Here is an 18695-nt window from a genome sequence, read left to right on the forward strand (position 1 = left end):
GATTACTGATCTAATGGTGTCTCATAATCTTCATTTACAATCGCGCTACCGTGTACTTCTTGGAATGGAAACAGCTCTAAAAGGTGGGGTAAGTTTTGATAGTTGATACCGCCACCAGGCATGATTTCTATTCTTCCTTTTGATTGTGTCACAAATTTTGCGATGCGTGGTAAGTTATCAATTAAATCAGTATCAGGTAGTCCGCCGTGAGTCAGTAATCTTTGTACACCAAGGTCTATTAGCTCTTGTAATGCTTTTGTTTGTCCTGCTGGATATATATAATCAAAAGCCATATGACAGACAGTAGGGATTGGATGTGCAAGTGATATGAGTGTTTTCATTTGAAATGTATTTAAAGTTTGATCGGGCGTTAAACAACCGAAAACAAAGGCATCGACGGAAAGTGACTTCAACAGTTGAATATCTGCTTGCATCGCTTCAAATTCATACCAGTTGTAACAAAAGTCACCACCTCGTGGTCGAATCATGACTGCGAGTTCTGCACCATGAAGTCGACACATTTCACTTGCAATTTTCACCATACCGTAACTCGGTGTCGTTCCCAATTGAGTCATGTTGTCACAAAGCTCAATTCGATGTGCACCTGCTTTTAACTTCGCCTCTACTTCACGTAACGACGATGCGACAGCTTCCTTTATCATTTTGGATAATTCGATAAGCGGACATGACCATTTTCAGTAACGAGAATATCATCTTCAATTCTAACGCCTGCAACGCCAGGAACATAAATTCCTGGTTCAATTGTTAAAACCATACCTGCTTCTAATAAATGATCGTTTGTATGAGAAATGTCTTGATACTCATGCGCTTCAAGTCCTAAACCATGTCCAAGACGATGCGGGAAGTATTCTCCAAACCCTGCGTTTTCAATAATACCCCGTGCTTTGCGATCAAGGTCGCTAATTTTAACGCCCGGTTGAATGAGTTCGATTGCTTCTGTCTCAGCTTGTAATACAATTTGATAGATTTCTTGTGCTTTTTGGTCTGGATTGCCAAATGGAATCGTGCGGGTAATATCACTGCAATAATGGTTGTAAATGACACCCAAATCGAATAACACGTATTCATCATTTTTTAGTTTTCTGTCACCAGGTGTACCATGTGGTGCAGCAGCATGGTCACCAAAAAGAACCATAGTATCAAAACTCATTTCTGATACCCCGTAATGTTTAATCTCGTTTTCGATATGATTGACAACTTCACGTTCGGTTACACCTTCTTTTAAAAAGGCTTTACCAATTTCCATACATTTGTCAGCCAGGTGTGCAGCTTCTGCTAACGCTTTAATTTCATCATCTGTTTTAACATTACGTAATTGCTTGATTGTTTGATCAATTGGCGCAAATGTTTTTGTGCCAAACGCCTCTTTCAAAGCATGATATCTTTGAACTGTTAAATGACTTTCTTCTATCAACAATTTGTCATAATGATTTGGGTGCTTATCAAATGGATTTTCAGTATCTAAATAACCAATAATTTGACCTTCAAAAGGTGAATTTTTAACTTCTTCCACTTCGAGTTGTGGACAGAACAAAATAGGTTCACCCTCTTTTCTAACAAGCAATGCAAATAAGCGTTCATGAGGATCTGATTTATATCCTGTAAAATAGAAAATGTTGATAGGATGTGAAATCCATGCGGCATCCGCTTCATTTTCTTTTAATGCTTGTACGAGTTGATCTAACTTTGACATAAAAGCGCCTCCTTATATCTTTTCTTCTATTTTATTCTAGCTCATCAAAGAATGCAAAATAGAGGGTATCGTTTTTTCGTTTATGAATTGCAGCATAAAGAAGATAAAATAAAAAATAGCCGAAGTAGAACAATAAAATTTAGATTTCAAAGGATTAACTTGTTAATATTGAGGTATAGCTATAAAGAGGCAAAGATGGTTAAAAGGAGGATACAAACATGAAGTTATCATTTCATGGTCAATCAACGGTTTATTTTGAAGCGAATGGGAAGTCAGGTATTATAGATCCTTTTATTACAGGTAATGACTTATCAGATTTAAATGTTGAAGATTTAAAAGTGGATTATATTATACTCACACATGGACATGAAGATCATTTTGGTGACACAGTTGAACTTGCCAATCGCAATCATGCCACTGTGATCGGTAGTGCTGAAGTAGCTAATTATTTATCTACGGCCAAAGGTATTGAAAATGTACATCCTATGAATATTGGTGGAAAATGGGAATTTGATTTTGGTGTTGTAAAATTTGTACAAGCTTTTCATAGTTCAAGTTTAACGAACGATGAAGGTATTCCAATCTATTTAGGCATGCCAATGGGTGTGATATTAGAATTAGATGGAAAAACGATATATCACGCAGGAGATACAGGTTTATTCAGTGATATGAAATTAATCGCAGAACGACACCCTGTTGATGTTTGTTTCGTGCCTATTGGAGATAATTTCACAATGGGAATTGAAGACGCAAGTTATGCAATCAATCATTTAATTAAACCGAAACTCACAGTACCGATTCATTACAATACGTTTCCTTTAAATGAACAAGACCCGGTTAAATTTAAAGAAGCGGTTTATGAAGGTCGCGTTCAAATCTTAAAACCAGGTGAAGTTGTCGAATTTTAATCAAATAAAGACAAGGAACTTGAGAATAGAATCACTTTTGATTTCTATTGCTCATATCCTTGTCTTTTTGTTTGTAGTTATTAAAACAGTTGAGGTGTCTATCGTTTTTGTATGGTTACCACAAACGCATTTACAAACGATTATTTAACGATAAGGACTGGGATTTTAGCACGTTTTGCTACTTTATGACTCACACTGCCTAAGACGAATTTTTGAGCTGCTTCTGCTTTGCGATTACTGAGCACAACAATATCATATTGACCACTATTCGCATATGTCACGATTTTTTCTTTTGGATTGCCGCGCTCAATCACTTCTTCATATTGAATACCATGTTCTTCTAATGTTTCTCGTGTAGGGGCCATTTGTGTATGGCGAATATGTTTGAGCTCATCAATATGTGTCCCCATTTTTACTGAGGCTTGGGCGTCCTGTTCTGCGATGATATTGAGCATTGTTACAGTTGTCGTCTTACCTGAAAGTTTCACAACTTCTTGCAATGCTTTTGTGTTTTTTAAATCTGTGTCAACTGCCAGTAAAATATTTTTATGCATCTCTATCATCCTCCTTATATCCAGTCTAAACAAAATTAAAATGAAATGCCATCTTTTATAAGTATGAATATGCATGACGATAACTTCGCAATACAATTTGAAAAACGTTATAATATACAAGTAATCCAAAATGTATGAATAAAATTAAAAGATAAAGCCGAAAAGTAAAAAAAATAAACACACTTTCGTTTGGATGTCAGACGACAGATGAATGACTAATTCTTTTTTATAGTCACGAGGTGTGTATGCTGGTTGAAACTTTTCATATTGTCGTGACAAATGTAGAATCATATAAAATTTAATCAAATCGAGGGAGACACATGACAAAGCATGAGCAAATTATTAAACATATAGAATCGTTATCAGTGGGCCAAAAGATATCCGTACGCAAAATTGCAAAAGACTTAGATGTGTCGGAAGGAACGGCGTATCGTGCCATAAAAGATGCAAATCAACGCGGCTTGGTTGCAACGATTGACCGTGTTGGAACAGTGAGAATAGAGAAAAAAACAAGAGCAAAAGTAGATCATTTGACGTTTAGAGAAATTGCCAAAATTGTGGATGGCCATTTGATTGCTGGCAGAGGCGGTCAATTTAACTCTTTAACAAAATTTGCGATTGGTGCAATGGAAGTGGATAATGTCGTAAATTATGTATCGAAAAACACATTGCTCATTGTCGGAAATCGTCTCGATGTGCAAAAAGCGGCACTTGAAAAGGGGAGTGCAATACTCATTACAGGTGGTTTTGATACAACAGATGAAATTAAAACGATGGCAAATGATCAAAATCTGCCTATTATTTCATCAAATTATGATACTTTTATGGTAGCCAATATAATTAATAGAGCAATGTATAATCAAATGATAAAGAAAGAAATTATGGTTGTTGAGGATATTGTGATTCCAATTGAAGAAACATCTTATTTGTATGATGAAATGACTGTTGCCGATGTTGGGAAAAAGTCTCATGAGTCTTCACACTCACGTTTTCCAGTAGTGGATCGCTATGAAAAATTAGCCGGACTTATTACAAGTAAGGATATTATTGGTAAAAATCCTGAAGAAAAATTACATAAAGTCATGAAAAAACCAGCGATTAGTGTACAATTAAATACTACAGTTGCAAGTTGTGCACATTTAATGATTTGGGAAGGAATCGAATTGCTACCCGTTATTAATGCACAAAAACGATTAATAGGTGTCATTTCAAGGGAAGATGTCTTGAAAGCAATGCAAATTGTTGGACGGCAACCGCAAGTGGGTGAAACAATAAACGATCAGGTTGCTAAACATATCGAAATTAGAAACAATCAAATTGTAGTAGAAGTTACACCTCAATTAACCAATCAATTCGGAACTTTAAGTAAATCTGTCACAGTGGCAATTATTGAAGAAACAATTAAGTCAGTTATGCGAAAACATAAAAAATTAGAGGTTATGATTGAAAGTTTGAACATTTTTTATATTCGTACGGTACAGATTGAAAGCGAAGTTGAAGTCCTCTATACCATTTTAGACATGGGAAGAAATTTTGCTAAAGTTGAAGTTTCAATGGAAAGTGCAAAACAACCTGTGGCTAAAGCTTTAATTATGTGTCAACTACTAGACCATTAGGGAGTGAATATTATGAAATTAATAGAAGAAATTCAAAATAAAATTCAGGCATTTGATACGATTATTATTCATCGCCATGTGAGACCCGATCCAGATGCGATGGGATCACAAATGGGATTAAAATATTATTTGAAAGCAAAATATCCTGAAAAATTGGTTTTTGCAGTGGGACAAGTAGAACCTTCACTTGCGTTTATGAGCGATTTAGACCAAGTAGAAAGTGAACAATATCAAGATGCACTTGTCATTGTATGTGATACTGCAAATGCACCGCGTATTGATGGTGCACGGTACAGCGAAGGTCAAGCGTTAATCAAAATCGATCATCATCCACCGGTAGATGATTATGGTGACATTAATTATGTCGATGTCGATGCTTCGTCTACGAGCGAAATCATCTTTGATATCATTCGACATTCTGGAGATCTTGAAATTTTAAATAAAGCCATCGCATCATCGTTATATCTTGGAATTGTTGGAGACACGGGACGTTTCTTCTTCAGTAATACGTCTCCTAAAACGATGGAAATCGCAAGTGAACTTTTAAAATATGATATCGGGCATGATCAATTACTCAATCAATTGGGTGAAAAAGAACCCCGTTTAATGCCATTTCATGGGTACGTGCTCCAAAATTTTGAATTAGATGAAAAAGGTTTTTGTAAAGTTAAAATCACGGCAGATGTATTAGAAAAATACCAAATTCAACCGAATGAAGCATCACTCTATGTCAATGCGGTTGCTGATTTAAAAGGATTAAAAATATGGGTATTTGCTGTTGATGAAGGTAAAGAAATACGCTGTCGCATTCGTTCTAAACAAATAACGATTAACGATGTCGCTGCACAATTTGGTGGCGGGGGGCACCCCAACGCAGCAGGTGCTTCTGTACATTCTTGGGATGAATTTGAAACGCTTGCCACGAAATTAAAAAATAAATTGTAAAAGAAGGTGTCTACGATGGTTGCCCATTTAAATATTCATACTTCATATGAACTTTTAAATTCAAGTATAACAATTAAAGGGGCAATTGCGCGTGCGATTGAATTAGGCTACTCAGCTATTGCGATTACAGATTTAAATGTCATGTATGGTGTGCCTCAGTTTTATGACGAGTGTACTAAAAAAGGCATTAAACCGTTGCTTGGGATGACGGTATATATCACAGATCAACTGAACGTTTTAGAAGTGGTTCTCATCGCTAAAAATAACGAAGGTTTGAAAAATCTTTTTCAATTGTCAACAGATATTCAAGTCAACCAACGGGAACAAGTATCGATTTACGATATTCAAGCGTATCTACAACATAATGTCGTTATTTTTAAAAATATGACTGAGCAAACATTGCATTGGTTAGACGAAATACCTATAGAAAGTTCATATTATGTGAATCATCATTCCGTTGTAGACCGTGCGATACCTCGTGTTTATTTGGAAAGTGCTTTTTATTTAAAACCCGAAGATAAAGATACATTAAAAGTCTTAAATGCCATTCGTGATAATACAAAAGTGAATTTTGTAGACAACGAAGATGGACCTTCACGTCATATGTTTACCATAAACGAACTAAGTGAAGCTGAAATCAATGCACAATATGTGAACGCTACGGATGAGGTGGCAGATTTATGTGAGGCAAAACTTGAATATCATCAAGCACTGCTTCCAGAGTTTCAAACACCTGATGGTAGCTCTGCTGATCATTATTTATGGCGGGTATTGGAACAGTCGTTACAAAATATGGGGTTATCAAAACCGGATTATATGGAACGGTTAAAATATGAATATCAAGTCATCACTAAAATGGGTTATGCCGATTATTTTCTCATAGTGAGTGACTTAATCCGTTATGCCAAATCAAATGGTGTCATGGTAGGACCGGGTCGGGGTTCATCAGCAGGGTCTTTGGTCAGTTATTTACTCAATATTACGACCATTGACCCCTTGAAGTATGACTTACTTTTTGAGCGCTTTCTCAACCCTGAGCGTGTCACAATGCCAGATATTGATATCGACTTTGAAGATACACAGAGAGAAAAAGTCATCCAATATGTACAAAACAAATATGGTGATTATCGTGTGGCAGGTATTGTCACTTTTGGTCATTTACTTGCTAAAGCAGTGGCAAGAGATGTGGGGCGAGTGATGGGATTTGATGAAACAACGTTGAGTGAAGCTTCTAAACTTATTCCTAGTAAATTAGGTGTGACCCTTGATGAAGCTTATGCACAAGAGAATTTTAAAGCATTTGTGCATCGAAATCATAGAAATGAACGTTGGTTCGAATTTTGTAAAAAACTTGAAGGTTTACCTCGGAACACATCTACGCACGCAGCGGGTGTAATTGTCAATGACCAGCCATTATACGAATCCATTCCGCTTACTGAAGGTGACACAGGACTTTTAACACAGTGGACGATGACTGAGGCTGAAAAAATCGGTTTATTAAAAATTGATTTCTTAGGATTACGTAATCTCACAATCATTCATCAAATCATTAAACAAATTAAACATGATATGAAAATCGATTTAAATATTGAGGAGATTCCTTTTGATGACAAGGAAGTATTTCGACTTCTTTCAAAAGGCGAAACGACAGGTATTTTCCAATTAGAGTCTGACGGGGTTCGCCGTGTATTGCAAAAACTACAGCCTGAGCATTTTGAAGATATAGTAGCTGTGACCTCTTTATATCGACCTGGCCCGATGGAAGAAATTCCAACATATATTCGACGACGTCATGATCCTTCGCAAGTTCAATATTTACATCCAGATTTAGAACCGATTCTAAAAAGGACTTACGGCGTGATTATATATCAAGAACAGATTATGCAAATTGCGAGTCAATTTGCAGGTTTTTCATATGGTGAAGCTGATATTTTAAGACGTGCAATGAGCAAAAAGAATAGAGAAGTATTGGAAAATGAACGCCAGCATTTTATGGATGGTGCAATGAAGAAGGGCTATGCTAATGCGTTGAGCAGTCAAATTTTTGATTTAATATTGAAATTTGCTGATTACGGTTTTCCTAGAGCCCATGCCGTGAGCTATTCGAAAATTGCTTATATCATGACTTATTTGAAAGTGCACTATCCAACTTATTTTTATGCCAACATATTGAGTAATGTCATTGGAAACGAAGCAAAGACACAATTAATGATTCAAGAAGCTAAACAACAGCAGATTAAAATTCATGGCCCGCATATTAACTGGAGTCAATGGCGCTATGTCGCCACACAAAAAGGTGTTTATATCTCATTAGGTGCTATCAAAGGAATCGGATATCAAAGTGTACAAGCTATTGTGTCAGAGCGCATCGAGCACGGGCCTTTTAAAGACTTTTTTGATTTTTGTGATCGTATCCCTAATCGAATACGAACGAGACGCTTACTTGAAGCACTTATTTTAACTGGGGCTTTAGATTGTTTCGACAAGAATAGAGCGACACTTTTACAGTCCATTGACAAAGTAACCGACTCTAACAGTGATATTGATCAAAGTTTTGTAGATACGTTTGCAACAATTAAAAGAGATTACCTTGAAACAGAAGAAATGCCAGAACAACAGTTAAGTGACTATGAAAAGCAATATCTCGGCTTTTACGTTTCGATGCATCCAGTGGAGAAACAATTTGTGAAAAAGCAATATCTCGGCATTTACCAATTGAATAGCAAATTAATCAATCAACCTATTTTAGTAACAATGGATGCGATTCGTGTTATCCGAACAAAACAAGGGCAACAAATGGCTTTCGTTGAGTTGAATGATGGGGAACACACTGTAGATGGTGTCATCTTTCCAAAAGTCTTTCAAAGTTTCGCGGAACTTATTCAAGAAAATGCTTATTATATTGTTTGGGGTAAATTTGAAAAAAGAAATGAAAAGATGCAGATGATAATTCAAAAGATAACGCCGCTTGAACAATATGAAGAGGAAAAGAAGAACGCTGTAAATCGAATTGTGATTAGGGAAACAGTACCGGAAGGGTTACAAAATCAACTGTTTTCAGCAAAATCGAAAACGACAGTGCCGGTCTATTTCTACAACGAATCATCGAATCAATTTCAGCCTATAGGTGATATTGAAAAGAACTCTGAGCAACTGACGCAGTTATTAAAAGCGATTGAACCACAACATATTCGTTTGTTATAATGGTATATAATTTTGTAGGGTATCTTCTATGTACTTGCTGTCAGAAGGTTACTTTGACATGTTTTTAGAATGTGCTATATTATAATGGCGATAAAATAAGGACTTATTCATAAAAAATGAATTTATATTATAATTGGAGATGATGGTGAATGTCTTTAAGAGACGATGCATTGCATATGCATAAAGAAAATCAAGGTAAACTAGCTGTTTGTCCAAAGGTTAAAGTAACAAATAAAGAAGAACTTAGTTTGGCCTATTCACCTGGGGTAGCAGAACCCTGTAAAGATATTCATGAACGACCAAGCCGTGTCTATGATTACACGATGAAAAGTAATACTGTAGCTGTCATTTCAGATGGGACAGCTGTTCTAGGATTAGGAAACATTGGTGCTGAAGCAAGTATTCCTGTTATGGAAGGTAAAGCCGTATTATTTAAAAGTTTTGCGGGTGTCGATGCAATTCCGTTATCTCTATCAACGAATGATACAGAAGAAATTATTCGTACTGTTAAACTTTTAGAACCTAATTTTGGTGGCGTCAATTTAGAAGATATTTCTGCACCGCGTTGTTTTGAAATTGAAGAACGTTTGAAAAAAGAAACAAAAATCCCTGTTTTTCATGATGATCAACATGGGACAGCAATTGTAACTGTTGCTGGACTTATTAATGCGCTTAGAATTGTTAACAAAGACTTAGCAGACATTAAAGTGATTTTAAATGGTGCAGGCGCAGCAGGTATTGCTATTGTTAAATTATTATATTCTTATGGTGTTCGAAATATGATTATGTGTGACTCTAAAGGTGCCATTTTTGAAGGTAGATCATATGGTATGAATTCTACTAAAGAAACTGTTGCGAAATGGACAAATAAAGACAAGCAAGAAGGTAAATTAGAAGACGTGATTAAAGACTCAGATGTCTTCATTGGTGTATCAGTTGCAGATGCGCTTTCAGAAGACATGGTGAAATCAATGAATGAAGATGCTATCATTTTTGCGATGGCGAATCCAAATCCAGAAATCACACCAGATAAAGCTAAAAATGCAGGGGCTAAAGTTATCGGTACAGGCCGTTCTGATTTTCCAAATCAAATCAATAACGTACTCGCATTTCCGGGTATATTCCGTGGTGCGTTAGATGTTCGCGCAACACATATCAATGAAGATATGAAACAAGCCGCTGTTGAAGCGATTGCGAACTTAATAACAGATGAAGAAAGAAATGCTGATTATGTGATTCCAGGACCATTTGATTATCGTGTAGCACCTTCTGTTGCAAGAGAAGTTGCACGTGCTGCAATGGAATCAGGTGTCGCAAGAATCGAAGTTGATCCAGAAGCGGTATACGAAAAAACGTTATCACTTACTGATTTAAATAAGTCAAAATAAGCTGATTGATAGCCGATGGTTATGTGGAGGTAATAGAGATGTTCAAAGATTTTTTTAATCGTAATTCTAAAAAGAAGAAATATGTTACGGTTCAAGATTCAAAACAGAATGAAGTTCCAGAAGGCATCATGACAAAATGTCCTAACTGTAAAAAGATAATGTATACAAAAGAGCTAACTGAAAACTTAAATGTTTGTTTTAATTGTGATCATCATATACAACTTTCTGCATATGATCGAATTGATGCCATTTCGGATGAAGGAACTTTTGAAGAATTTGATAAGGGGATGACCTCTGCAAATCCATTAAACTTTCCTGGCTATGAAGAAAAACTTGAAAAAGACCAAGAAAAAACAGGATTAAATGAAGCAATCGTAACAGGCACTGCCGAACTTAATGGGAATAAGTTTGGTGTAGGTGTCATGGACCCAAGATTCAGAATGGGGAGTATGGGTTCAGTTGTCGGGGAAAAAATTTGTCGTATCGTTGACCATTGTACTGAAGAACGTTTGCCGTTTGTTTTATTCACGGCTTCTGGTGGTGCACGTATGCAAGAAGGTATTATTTCGTTGATGCAAATGGCTAAAACGAGTGTATCTTTAGAAAAGCATTCAAATGCTGGCTTATTATTTATTTCTTATATGACACATCCAACAACTGGTGGAGTTTCTGCTAGTTTCGCTTCTATTGGAGATATCAATCTTGCTGAGCCAAAAGCTCTGATTGGCTTTGCAGGTCGACGTGTGATTGAACAAACGATTAACGAAAAATTACCGGATGATTTTCAAACCGCTGAATTTTTATTGGAGCATGGCCAATTGGATAAGGTTGTACACCGTAGCGAAATGAAAAAAACACTTGCTACATTATTTGATATGCATCGTGAGGTGAAAAAGTAATGCTTGATTTTGAAAAGCCAATTCAAGATATTATGAATAAAATTGAATCTTTACAGGAGACTCAGGCAAAAAATGATGTTGATTTGTCTGATGAAATTGAGATTCTTGAAGCAGCATTACAAACAGAAAAAGAAAAAATTTATACATCTTTGAAGCCTTGGGATCGTGTACAAATAGCAAGATTACCTGAAAGACCTACTGTTTTGGACTATATTCCATTTATCTTTGATGATTTTATAGAACTACACGGCGATCGAAACTTCAGAGATGATCCTGCGATTATCGGTGGATTAGCATATTTAGACGGCCGTCCAGTAACAGTAATTGGGCATCAACGCGGGAAAGATACGAAAGATAATATTTATCGTAACTTCGGTATGGCTCATCCAGAAGGATACCGTAAGGCTTTGAGATTGATGAAAGAAGCGGAAAAGTTCAACCGCCCTATTTTTACATTTATCGATACGAAAGGTGCTTATCCAGGTAAAGCTGCCGAAGAACGCGGTCAAAGTGAATCCATCGCACGAAATCTCGTCGATATGGCGGGGCTCACTGTTCCTGTAATCTCTATTGTTATTGGAGAAGGAGGAAGTGGGGGTGCACTAGGTTTAGGTGTGAGTAACCGATTATTAATGTTAGAAAATAGTACATACTCTGTTATATCTCCTGAAGGTGCAGCAGGCATTTTATGGAAAGATAGTGCTTTAGCAAAAATTGCGGCGGAAACAATGAAAATTACAGCCTATGATTTATTAGAGCTTAATATAATCGATGAAGTGGTCAAAGAACCTCTTGGTGGTGCGCATCATGATGCAGAAGCCTTAGGTAAAAGCATTAAAGAAAAATTCACGCGCCATTTAAAGGCATTTGAAAATATGACATCTGAAGCGATTAAAGAGGATCGTTTTGAGAAGTTCCGAAATATTGGTTCTTTTGTAGAATAAAATCTATCGTTTAAATTGAACTTCAAATATGCAGATGACATGAAATTTGTATAATGATAGTGCCATTGTAGAAATTTTGAATAAGATAAATCTGAGCTAAAACCCGAGATGATTGTTTTAAAAAATCTCGGGTTTTAGCTTTTTAAAGTAAATATTCCGTTCTACTTTTGTTTTGCTTAATTATATTTATTATTTGAAGCCTTCATTTAAAAAAGTTACACTATTGGACGGTACGGTTATTCATGCCAAAAGGAGATGTCATAGGGGCAAATGAGATATTCTGAAATACTTATTTTCATTTTGATAAGCCTAGACAGCTCTCTAAAAGATGCTTTTTATTTTAAAGTCAACAGTAATTGCATCGACTAAACGTTAAATTGACAATACCAAAAATTAAGTCATGATATAAAATAAAATAGAATTATAACTTGGTTAATTTTTATATGAAAATGTTATGAAAACGCCATTTGTGGCGGATTCATGAATTCATATTAAAAAACCGTTTTCATTTTTATTTGCACCTATTTTTGATGGAATGCATCATCAAATTATGGTATTTTTAACTTAACAACTATGCAAGAAAGGGTATGTCTACATGAAAAAAATTGCAGTTTTAACGAGTGGTGGAGATTCTCCAGGGATGAATGCAGCAATTCGTGCTGTAGTAAGAAAAGCGATTTATCATGATATTGAAGTGTATGGTGTTTATCAAGGATATCAAGGCCTTATCAATGATGATATTCGCAAACTAGAGCTTGGTACTGTGGGTGATACAATTCAACGTGGTGGAACTTTCTTATATTCAGCACGTTGCCCAGAATTTAAAGAAAAAGAAGTACGTCAAAAAGGAATTGAGAATCTTAAAAAACGAGGCATTGAAGGGCTTGTTGTCATTGGCGGTGATGGTAGTTACCGTGGTGCGCAACGTATTAGTGAAGAATGTAAAGAAATCCAAACGATTGGAATTCCAGGTACGATTGATAATGACATTAATGGTACTGACTTTACAATTGGATTTGATACAGCACTAAATACTATTATAGAGTCTGTCGATAAGATTCGTGATACCGCTTCAAGTCATGCGCGTACATTTATCATAGAAGTTATGGGACGAAATTGTGGTGACCTTGCTTTATGGTCTGGATTAGCAGTAGGGGCTGAAACAATTATCTTACCTGAAACAAAAGTTGATATTCAAGACATTGCTGAAAAAATCCAAAAAGGGATCGATAGAGGTAAAAAGCATTCCATTATCATTGTTGCAGAAGGTTGTATGACAGGCCAAGCATGTGCTGGTGAATTGACAAAATTCATCAATGTAGACGCACGTGTATCTGTATTAGGACACATTCAACGTGGGGGTAGCCCTACCGGTGTTGACCGTGTACTCGCTTCTAGATTAGGTGGCTTTGCTGTTGAGCTTCTTATGGATGGTGAAACAGCGAAAGGCGTTGGTATTAAAGATAACCGCCTTACAGCGACAGATTTTGATACAATTTTCAATTCAACTGAGCATCAAATTAATCAACACATGTTAGAATTAACTAAAGAATTATCTATTTAATTTTAGGAGGCATTTCCAAATGAAAAAAACTAAAATCGTTTGTACGATTGGACCAGCATCAGAATCAGAAGATATGTTAGAAAAGTTAATGAAAGCCGGCATGAATGTGGCACGTTTAAACTTTTCTCATGGCTCTCATGATGAGCATGCAGCACGTATCCGTTCAATTCGTAAAGTAGCGAAAAAGTTAGAAAAAAATATTGGTATTTTACTTGATACGAAAGGACCTGAAATTCGTACGCACAATATGAAAAATGGTGCGATTACTTTAGAAAAAGGTTCACATGTTACAGTAAGTATGCATGAAGTAGAAGGTACACCGGAAAAGTTCTCTGTCACATATGAAGAATTAATCAATGATATTGAAATCGGTTCATTTATTCTATTAGATGACGGATTAATTGAATTAGAAGTTGAATCAATAGATCATGCTGCGGGTGAAGTACACTGTAAAGTTCTTAACACAGGTGAACTTAAAAACAAAAAAGGTGTGAACCTACCGGGCGTGAGTGTGAACTTGCCAGGTATTACTGAAAAAGATGAAGAAGACATCCGCTTTGGTATTGACCAAGAAGTTGACTTTATTGCTGCAAGTTTCGTCAGACGTGCAAGTGACGTTTTAGAAATCCGTAGAATTTTAGAAGAAGTGAAAAACGATACAATCAGTATTATTCCTAAAATTGAAAACCAAGAAGGTATTGATAACATAGATGAAATTCTTGAAGTTTCTGACGGTTTAATGGTTGCCAGAGGTGACATGGGTGTTGAAATTCCACCAGAAACTGTACCAATTGTTCAAAAAGACTTAATCCGTAAATGTAATAAATTAGGTAAACCTGTTATCACTGCAACGCAAATGTTGGATTCAATGCAACGTAATCCACGTGCGACAAGAGCGGAAGCTTCTGACGTTGCCAATGCCATTTATGATGGTACAGATGCGGTTATGTTATCTGGTGAAACAGCTGCAGGTGCTTATCCAGAAGAAGCAGTTAAAGCGATGAATAACATTGCATATGCTGCGGAACAAGCACAAGATTATAAAAAGCTCTTATCAGATCGTACTAAACTTGTAGAAACTTCACTTGTAAATGCAATTGGTGTTTCTGCTGCACACACAGCATTGAACTTAAAAGTCAATGCAATCGTTGCTGCAACTGAAAGTGGTACAACTGCACGTACAATTTCTAAATACAGACCAAAATCAGACATTATTGCAGTGACACCACTTGCGACAACAGCACGTCAATGTACACTTGTTTGGGGTGTTTACCCTGTTGTACATGAAGGTAACTACACAACTGATGAATTATTAAACAATGCGGTTGCAACAGCCATTGAAACAGAACGTGTTGAAAAAGGCGATTTAATTATCATCACAGCTGGTGTGCCAACAGGTGAATCAGGAACTACAAACTTAATGAAATTACACCTCATCGGTGAAGATTTAGCAAACGGGCAAGGTATCGGACGCAACTCAGCTGTAGGAAGAACAGTAGTTGTGAATGATGCATCAGAATTAGAGGGAGAAAATCTTGAGCAAGCTGTTATCGTAACACCTTCAGTTGATGAAAAAATGGTACCTTATTTAGATCAAGCAGTCGCACTCGTTACAGAAGAAGCAGGTTTAACATCTTCAAGCGCGATTTTAGGTTTAGAAAAAGGTATTCCAACTGTCGTAGGCGTTGAAGACGTAACTAAAAACATTCCAAGTGGTATTTTAGTAACAGTGGATGCTGCACAAGGTAAAGTTTACGAAGGTTATGCTAACGTACTTTAAAATTAAATAGAATTCGCAATAAGGAAGAACGGAACACAGCGAGATGATTTTTAAATCGATAACCGATTTTAATGATTTCGAGTGTTTGTGTGGGGGCGAAACTAGGGTGTCTAAATGTAAAATTTAGGCCGTAGTTTCGTCCTTTTGTTTTTATAAAATAGTTACATAAAAAGCGTTATTACACTTAAGGCGCGAAATTTTAATAAATCCGAGTCATCAAATCTTTTTATTATGAATGATAAAGAATGCAAATAATTATACAATGGTGCTATGATTAAGAATGAAAAGACAAAAGAAAACGCTTTATATCAGCGTTTTCGAAAAATATGAAATATATATTTCTGAGTTTGAAATAAGATTATTTTTACATACGACCGTTCTTAAAATGTTCACAAATTGCTTCATATTGGCTATAATAATATATGAAAGCCATTACAAAGAACGAATATAAAGTAAAGGGGAAATTCATATGGCAGAATTAATGAGAGGTCTTGAAGGGGTAATCGCTGCTGAAACAAAAATCAGCTCAATTATTGACAGTCAATTAACTTATGCAGGTTATGATATTGATGACCTGACAGAAAACGCACAATTTGAAGAGGTTGTTTTCTTATTGTGGAATTATCGATTACCTACAGAACAAGAATTATCTGAATTAAAAGAAAAGTTATTTAAGTATATGACTTTAAATCCAAGAATGTACAGTCATTTTGAAGAATATACAACAGATGAAGTACATCCAATGACGGCATTGCGCACATCAGTTTCTTATCTCGCTCATTTTGATGAAAATGCGGACGATAATGGGGAAGAAGCATTACAAGAAAGAGCGATTCGAATTCAAGCAAAAATTGCGTCACTTGTTGCATCATTTGCTCGAGTAAGAGATGGGAAACAACCTGTAAAACCGGATGCATCGTTAAGCTATGCGGCAAACTTTTTATACATGTTACGCGGTGAAAAACCAACAGATGTTGAAGTTGAAGGTTTCAATAAAGCGTTAATTTTACACGCTGATCACGAATTAAATGCGTCTGCTTTCACAGCGCGATGTGCCGTATCATCATTATCTGATATGTATTCAGGTATCACTGCAGCAGTTGGTTCACTTAAAGGACCTTTACACGGTGGAGCGAATGAACGTGTAATGAAGATGTTAACAGAAATCGGCTCTATCGATAATGTGGAACCTTATTTAGAAAAAGCATTTAAAAACAAAGATAAAATTATGGGATTTGGTCATCGTGTTTATAAAAATGGTGATCCACGTGCCAAATATTTAAAAGAAATGAGTCGAAAAATTACCGACGAAACAGGCCAAAGTGATCTTTACAAAATGTCAGTTAAAATTGCTGATATTATGAAAGAAGAAAAAGGCCTTCTCCCAAATGTAGACTTCTATAGTGCGACTGTTTATCATAGTATGGGGATAGAACATGATCTCTTTACACCTATCTTTGCAGTCAGTCGTACTTCAGGGTGGACTGCACATATTTTAGAACAACTTAGAGATAATAGAATTATGCGTCCACGTGCAACTTATGTTGGTGAAGTTGATCGTAAATATGTTCCAATTCAAGAACGCTAAATCTATTGCATTTAAGATGATTTAAAAATCGGAGGTATATAACAATGAGTGAAAAGATCGTAAAAACGGATAATGGTTTACAAGTTCCTAATCAACCTATCATTCCATTTATTATTGGTGACGGTATCGGACCTGATATTTGGAAAGCAGCGAGTCGTGTGATTGATGCAGCTGTAGAAAAAGCATATTCTGGAGAAAAATCAATTTCATGGAAAGAAGTGCTCGCAGGTCAAAAAGCATATGATCAAACAGGAGAATGGTTACCTTCTGAAACGCTCGATACAATCAAAGAATACTTGATAGCGATTAAAGGACCTTTAACAACACCAATCGGCGGTGGTATCCGTTCATTGAATGTTGCATTACGTCAAGAATTAGATTTATTTACATGTCTACGCCCAGTACGTTGGTTCCAAGGCGTGCCATCACCAGTGAAACGTCCACAAGATACAGACATGGTCATCTTCCGTGAAAACACTGAAGATATTTATGCAGGTATCGAATTCAAAGAAGGTACAGATGAAGTTAAAAAAGTAATTGATTTCTTACAAAATGAAATGGGTGCAAAAAATATTCGCTTCCCTGAAACTTCTGGTATTGGTATTAAGCCTGTATCAAAAGAAGGAACTGAACGTTTAGTACGTGCTGCGATTCAATACGCTTTGGACAATCAACGCAAATCTGTAACACTTGTGCATAAAGGGAACATTATGAAATTTACTGAAGGTGCCTTTAAACAATGGGGTTACGATTTGGCAGAAAAAGAATTTGGTGATCAAGTCTTCACATGGCAACAATATGACCGCTTAGTTGATGAAAAAGGTAAAGATGAAGCTAATCGTATTCAAGATCAAGCTGAAAAAGACGGTAAAATTATTATTAAAGACTCTATTGCAGACATTTTCTTACAACAAATTTTAACACGTCCAGCTGACCATGATGTTGTGGCAACAATGAATTTAAATGGGGACTATATTTCTGATGCGCTTGCTGCACAAGTTGGAGGTATCGGTATTGCGCCAGGCGCAAACATCAACTATGAATCTGGTCACGCTATTTTCGAAGCAACGCACGGAACAGCGCCAAAATATGCAGACTTAGATAAAGTTAATCCTTCTTCTGTATTATTATCAGGTGTATTAATGTTAGAACATTTAGGTTGGCAAGAAGCTGCGGATTTAATTACACAAGCAGTTGAAAAAACAATTGCTTCTAAAGTTGTAACTTATGATTTTGCACGCTTAATGGAAGGTGCAACTGAAGTTAAAACATCTGAATTTGCAGACGAATTAATTAAAAATCTTTAATCATTAAGATGATATACAATGGGAATCAAACCGAGCTTCAATGTCATATTGAAAATCTCGTTTGATTCCTTTTTTAGTGACTCGAATTCACCCTTTAATGAAATACTCTATCTCGCTTCAATGCCATCATCACTATTTCACTAAAGCATTTGTATAGCGAAAGTAAGTTTCATTATTCACGCTTATTGTAAACTATAAGAATCTCTATATAATTGATTCATGTATAACGAAGTGCTTTTATATTGAAATTATTAACGTTATATTAAGTTATTGTAAAGTTACTT

At 36.0% G+C, this 18695-nt stretch carries 14 protein-coding genes; 11 read left to right on the forward strand and 3 right to left on the reverse strand.

Annotated features, from left to right (window positions below; genetic code table 11):
- Positions 1 to 2: 2 nt before the first annotated feature.
- Positions 3 to 662, reverse strand: coding sequence for a copper homeostasis protein CutC (locus tag MUA40_RS05360; RefSeq protein WP_126496231.1), 660 nt, complete (start codon positions 660 to 662; stop codon positions 3 to 5).
- Complete coding sequence (locus tag MUA40_RS05365) at positions 659 to 1714, reverse strand: M24 family metallopeptidase (RefSeq protein ID WP_126496232.1); 1056 nt, start codon at positions 1712 to 1714, stop codon at positions 659 to 661. The genes MUA40_RS05360 and MUA40_RS05365 overlap by 4 nt, the downstream gene beginning before the upstream one ends.
- Positions 1715 to 1932: 218 nt before the next feature.
- Between MUA40_RS05365 and MUA40_RS05370 the strand changes: the two genes are divergently transcribed.
- Complete coding sequence (locus MUA40_RS05370; RefSeq protein WP_016425327.1) at positions 1933 to 2622, forward strand: metal-dependent hydrolase; 690 nt, start codon at positions 1933 to 1935, stop codon at positions 2620 to 2622.
- Between the two features lie 140 nt (positions 2623 to 2762).
- Here the strand turns inward: MUA40_RS05370 and MUA40_RS05375 are convergent, their stop codons facing one another.
- Positions 2763 to 3176 (reverse strand): universal stress protein, encoded by a 414-nt coding sequence (locus tag MUA40_RS05375; protein ID WP_016425326.1) that lies wholly within the window; start codon positions 3174 to 3176, stop codon positions 2763 to 2765.
- Between the two features lie 320 nt (positions 3177 to 3496).
- Here MUA40_RS05375 and MUA40_RS05380 point away from each other — a divergent pair, with 320 nt between their 5' ends.
- The 10 genes from MUA40_RS05380 (at position 3497) to icd (ending at position 18411) form a co-directional block, all read left to right on the forward strand.
- Positions 3497 to 4792: a DRTGG domain-containing protein gene (locus MUA40_RS05380; protein ID WP_016425325.1), complete on the forward strand. Its 1296-nt coding sequence runs from the start codon at positions 3497 to 3499 to the stop codon at positions 4790 to 4792.
- A gap of 12 nt (positions 4793 to 4804) precedes the next feature.
- Positions 4805 to 5737, forward strand: a complete 933-nt coding sequence (locus MUA40_RS05385; RefSeq protein ID WP_016425324.1) for a DHH family phosphoesterase — start codon at positions 4805 to 4807, stop codon at positions 5735 to 5737.
- Positions 5738 to 5752: 15 nt separating this feature from the next.
- Positions 5753 to 8941: a DNA polymerase III subunit alpha gene (locus tag MUA40_RS05390; RefSeq protein ID WP_167732792.1), complete on the forward strand. Its 3189-nt coding sequence runs from the start codon at positions 5753 to 5755 to the stop codon at positions 8939 to 8941.
- Positions 8942 to 9090: 149 nt separating this feature from the next.
- Positions 9091 to 10329: an NADP-dependent malic enzyme gene (gene ystJ / locus MUA40_RS05395; protein WP_016425322.1), complete on the forward strand. Its 1239-nt coding sequence runs from the start codon at positions 9091 to 9093 to the stop codon at positions 10327 to 10329.
- 38 nt (positions 10330 to 10367) lie between these two features.
- The gene (accD, locus tag MUA40_RS05400) at positions 10368 to 11228 is read left to right on the forward strand and encodes an acetyl-CoA carboxylase, carboxyltransferase subunit beta (RefSeq protein ID WP_016425321.1); all 861 of its coding nucleotides are present in this window, start codon (positions 10368 to 10370) and stop codon (positions 11226 to 11228) included.
- Complete coding sequence (locus MUA40_RS05405; RefSeq protein WP_016425320.1) at positions 11228 to 12172, forward strand: acetyl-CoA carboxylase carboxyltransferase subunit alpha; 945 nt, start codon at positions 11228 to 11230, stop codon at positions 12170 to 12172. The genes accD and MUA40_RS05405 overlap by 1 nt, the downstream gene beginning before the upstream one ends.
- Positions 12173 to 12767: 595 nt before the next feature.
- The gene (gene pfkA, locus MUA40_RS05410; RefSeq protein WP_016425319.1) at positions 12768 to 13736 is read left to right on the forward strand and encodes a 6-phosphofructokinase; all 969 of its coding nucleotides are present in this window, start codon (positions 12768 to 12770) and stop codon (positions 13734 to 13736) included.
- Between the two features lie 19 nt (positions 13737 to 13755).
- On the forward strand, positions 13756 to 15516 hold the full coding sequence (pyk, locus tag MUA40_RS05415; RefSeq protein WP_262570001.1) for a pyruvate kinase: 1761 nt from the start codon (positions 13756 to 13758) through the stop codon (positions 15514 to 15516).
- Positions 15517 to 15985: 469 nt separating this feature from the next.
- Positions 15986 to 17104, forward strand: coding sequence for a citrate synthase (locus MUA40_RS05420; RefSeq protein ID WP_016425317.1), 1119 nt, complete (start codon positions 15986 to 15988; stop codon positions 17102 to 17104).
- A 44-nt stretch (positions 17105 to 17148) separates the two neighbouring features.
- Positions 17149 to 18411: an NADP-dependent isocitrate dehydrogenase gene (gene icd, locus MUA40_RS05425; RefSeq protein WP_016425316.1), complete on the forward strand. Its 1263-nt coding sequence runs from the start codon at positions 17149 to 17151 to the stop codon at positions 18409 to 18411.
- The last annotated feature ends 284 nt before the right edge of the window (positions 18412 to 18695 follow it).

The organism is Staphylococcus schleiferi (assembly GCF_025558325.1).
Classification (GTDB): domain Bacteria; phylum Bacillota; class Bacilli; order Staphylococcales; family Staphylococcaceae; genus Staphylococcus; species Staphylococcus schleiferi.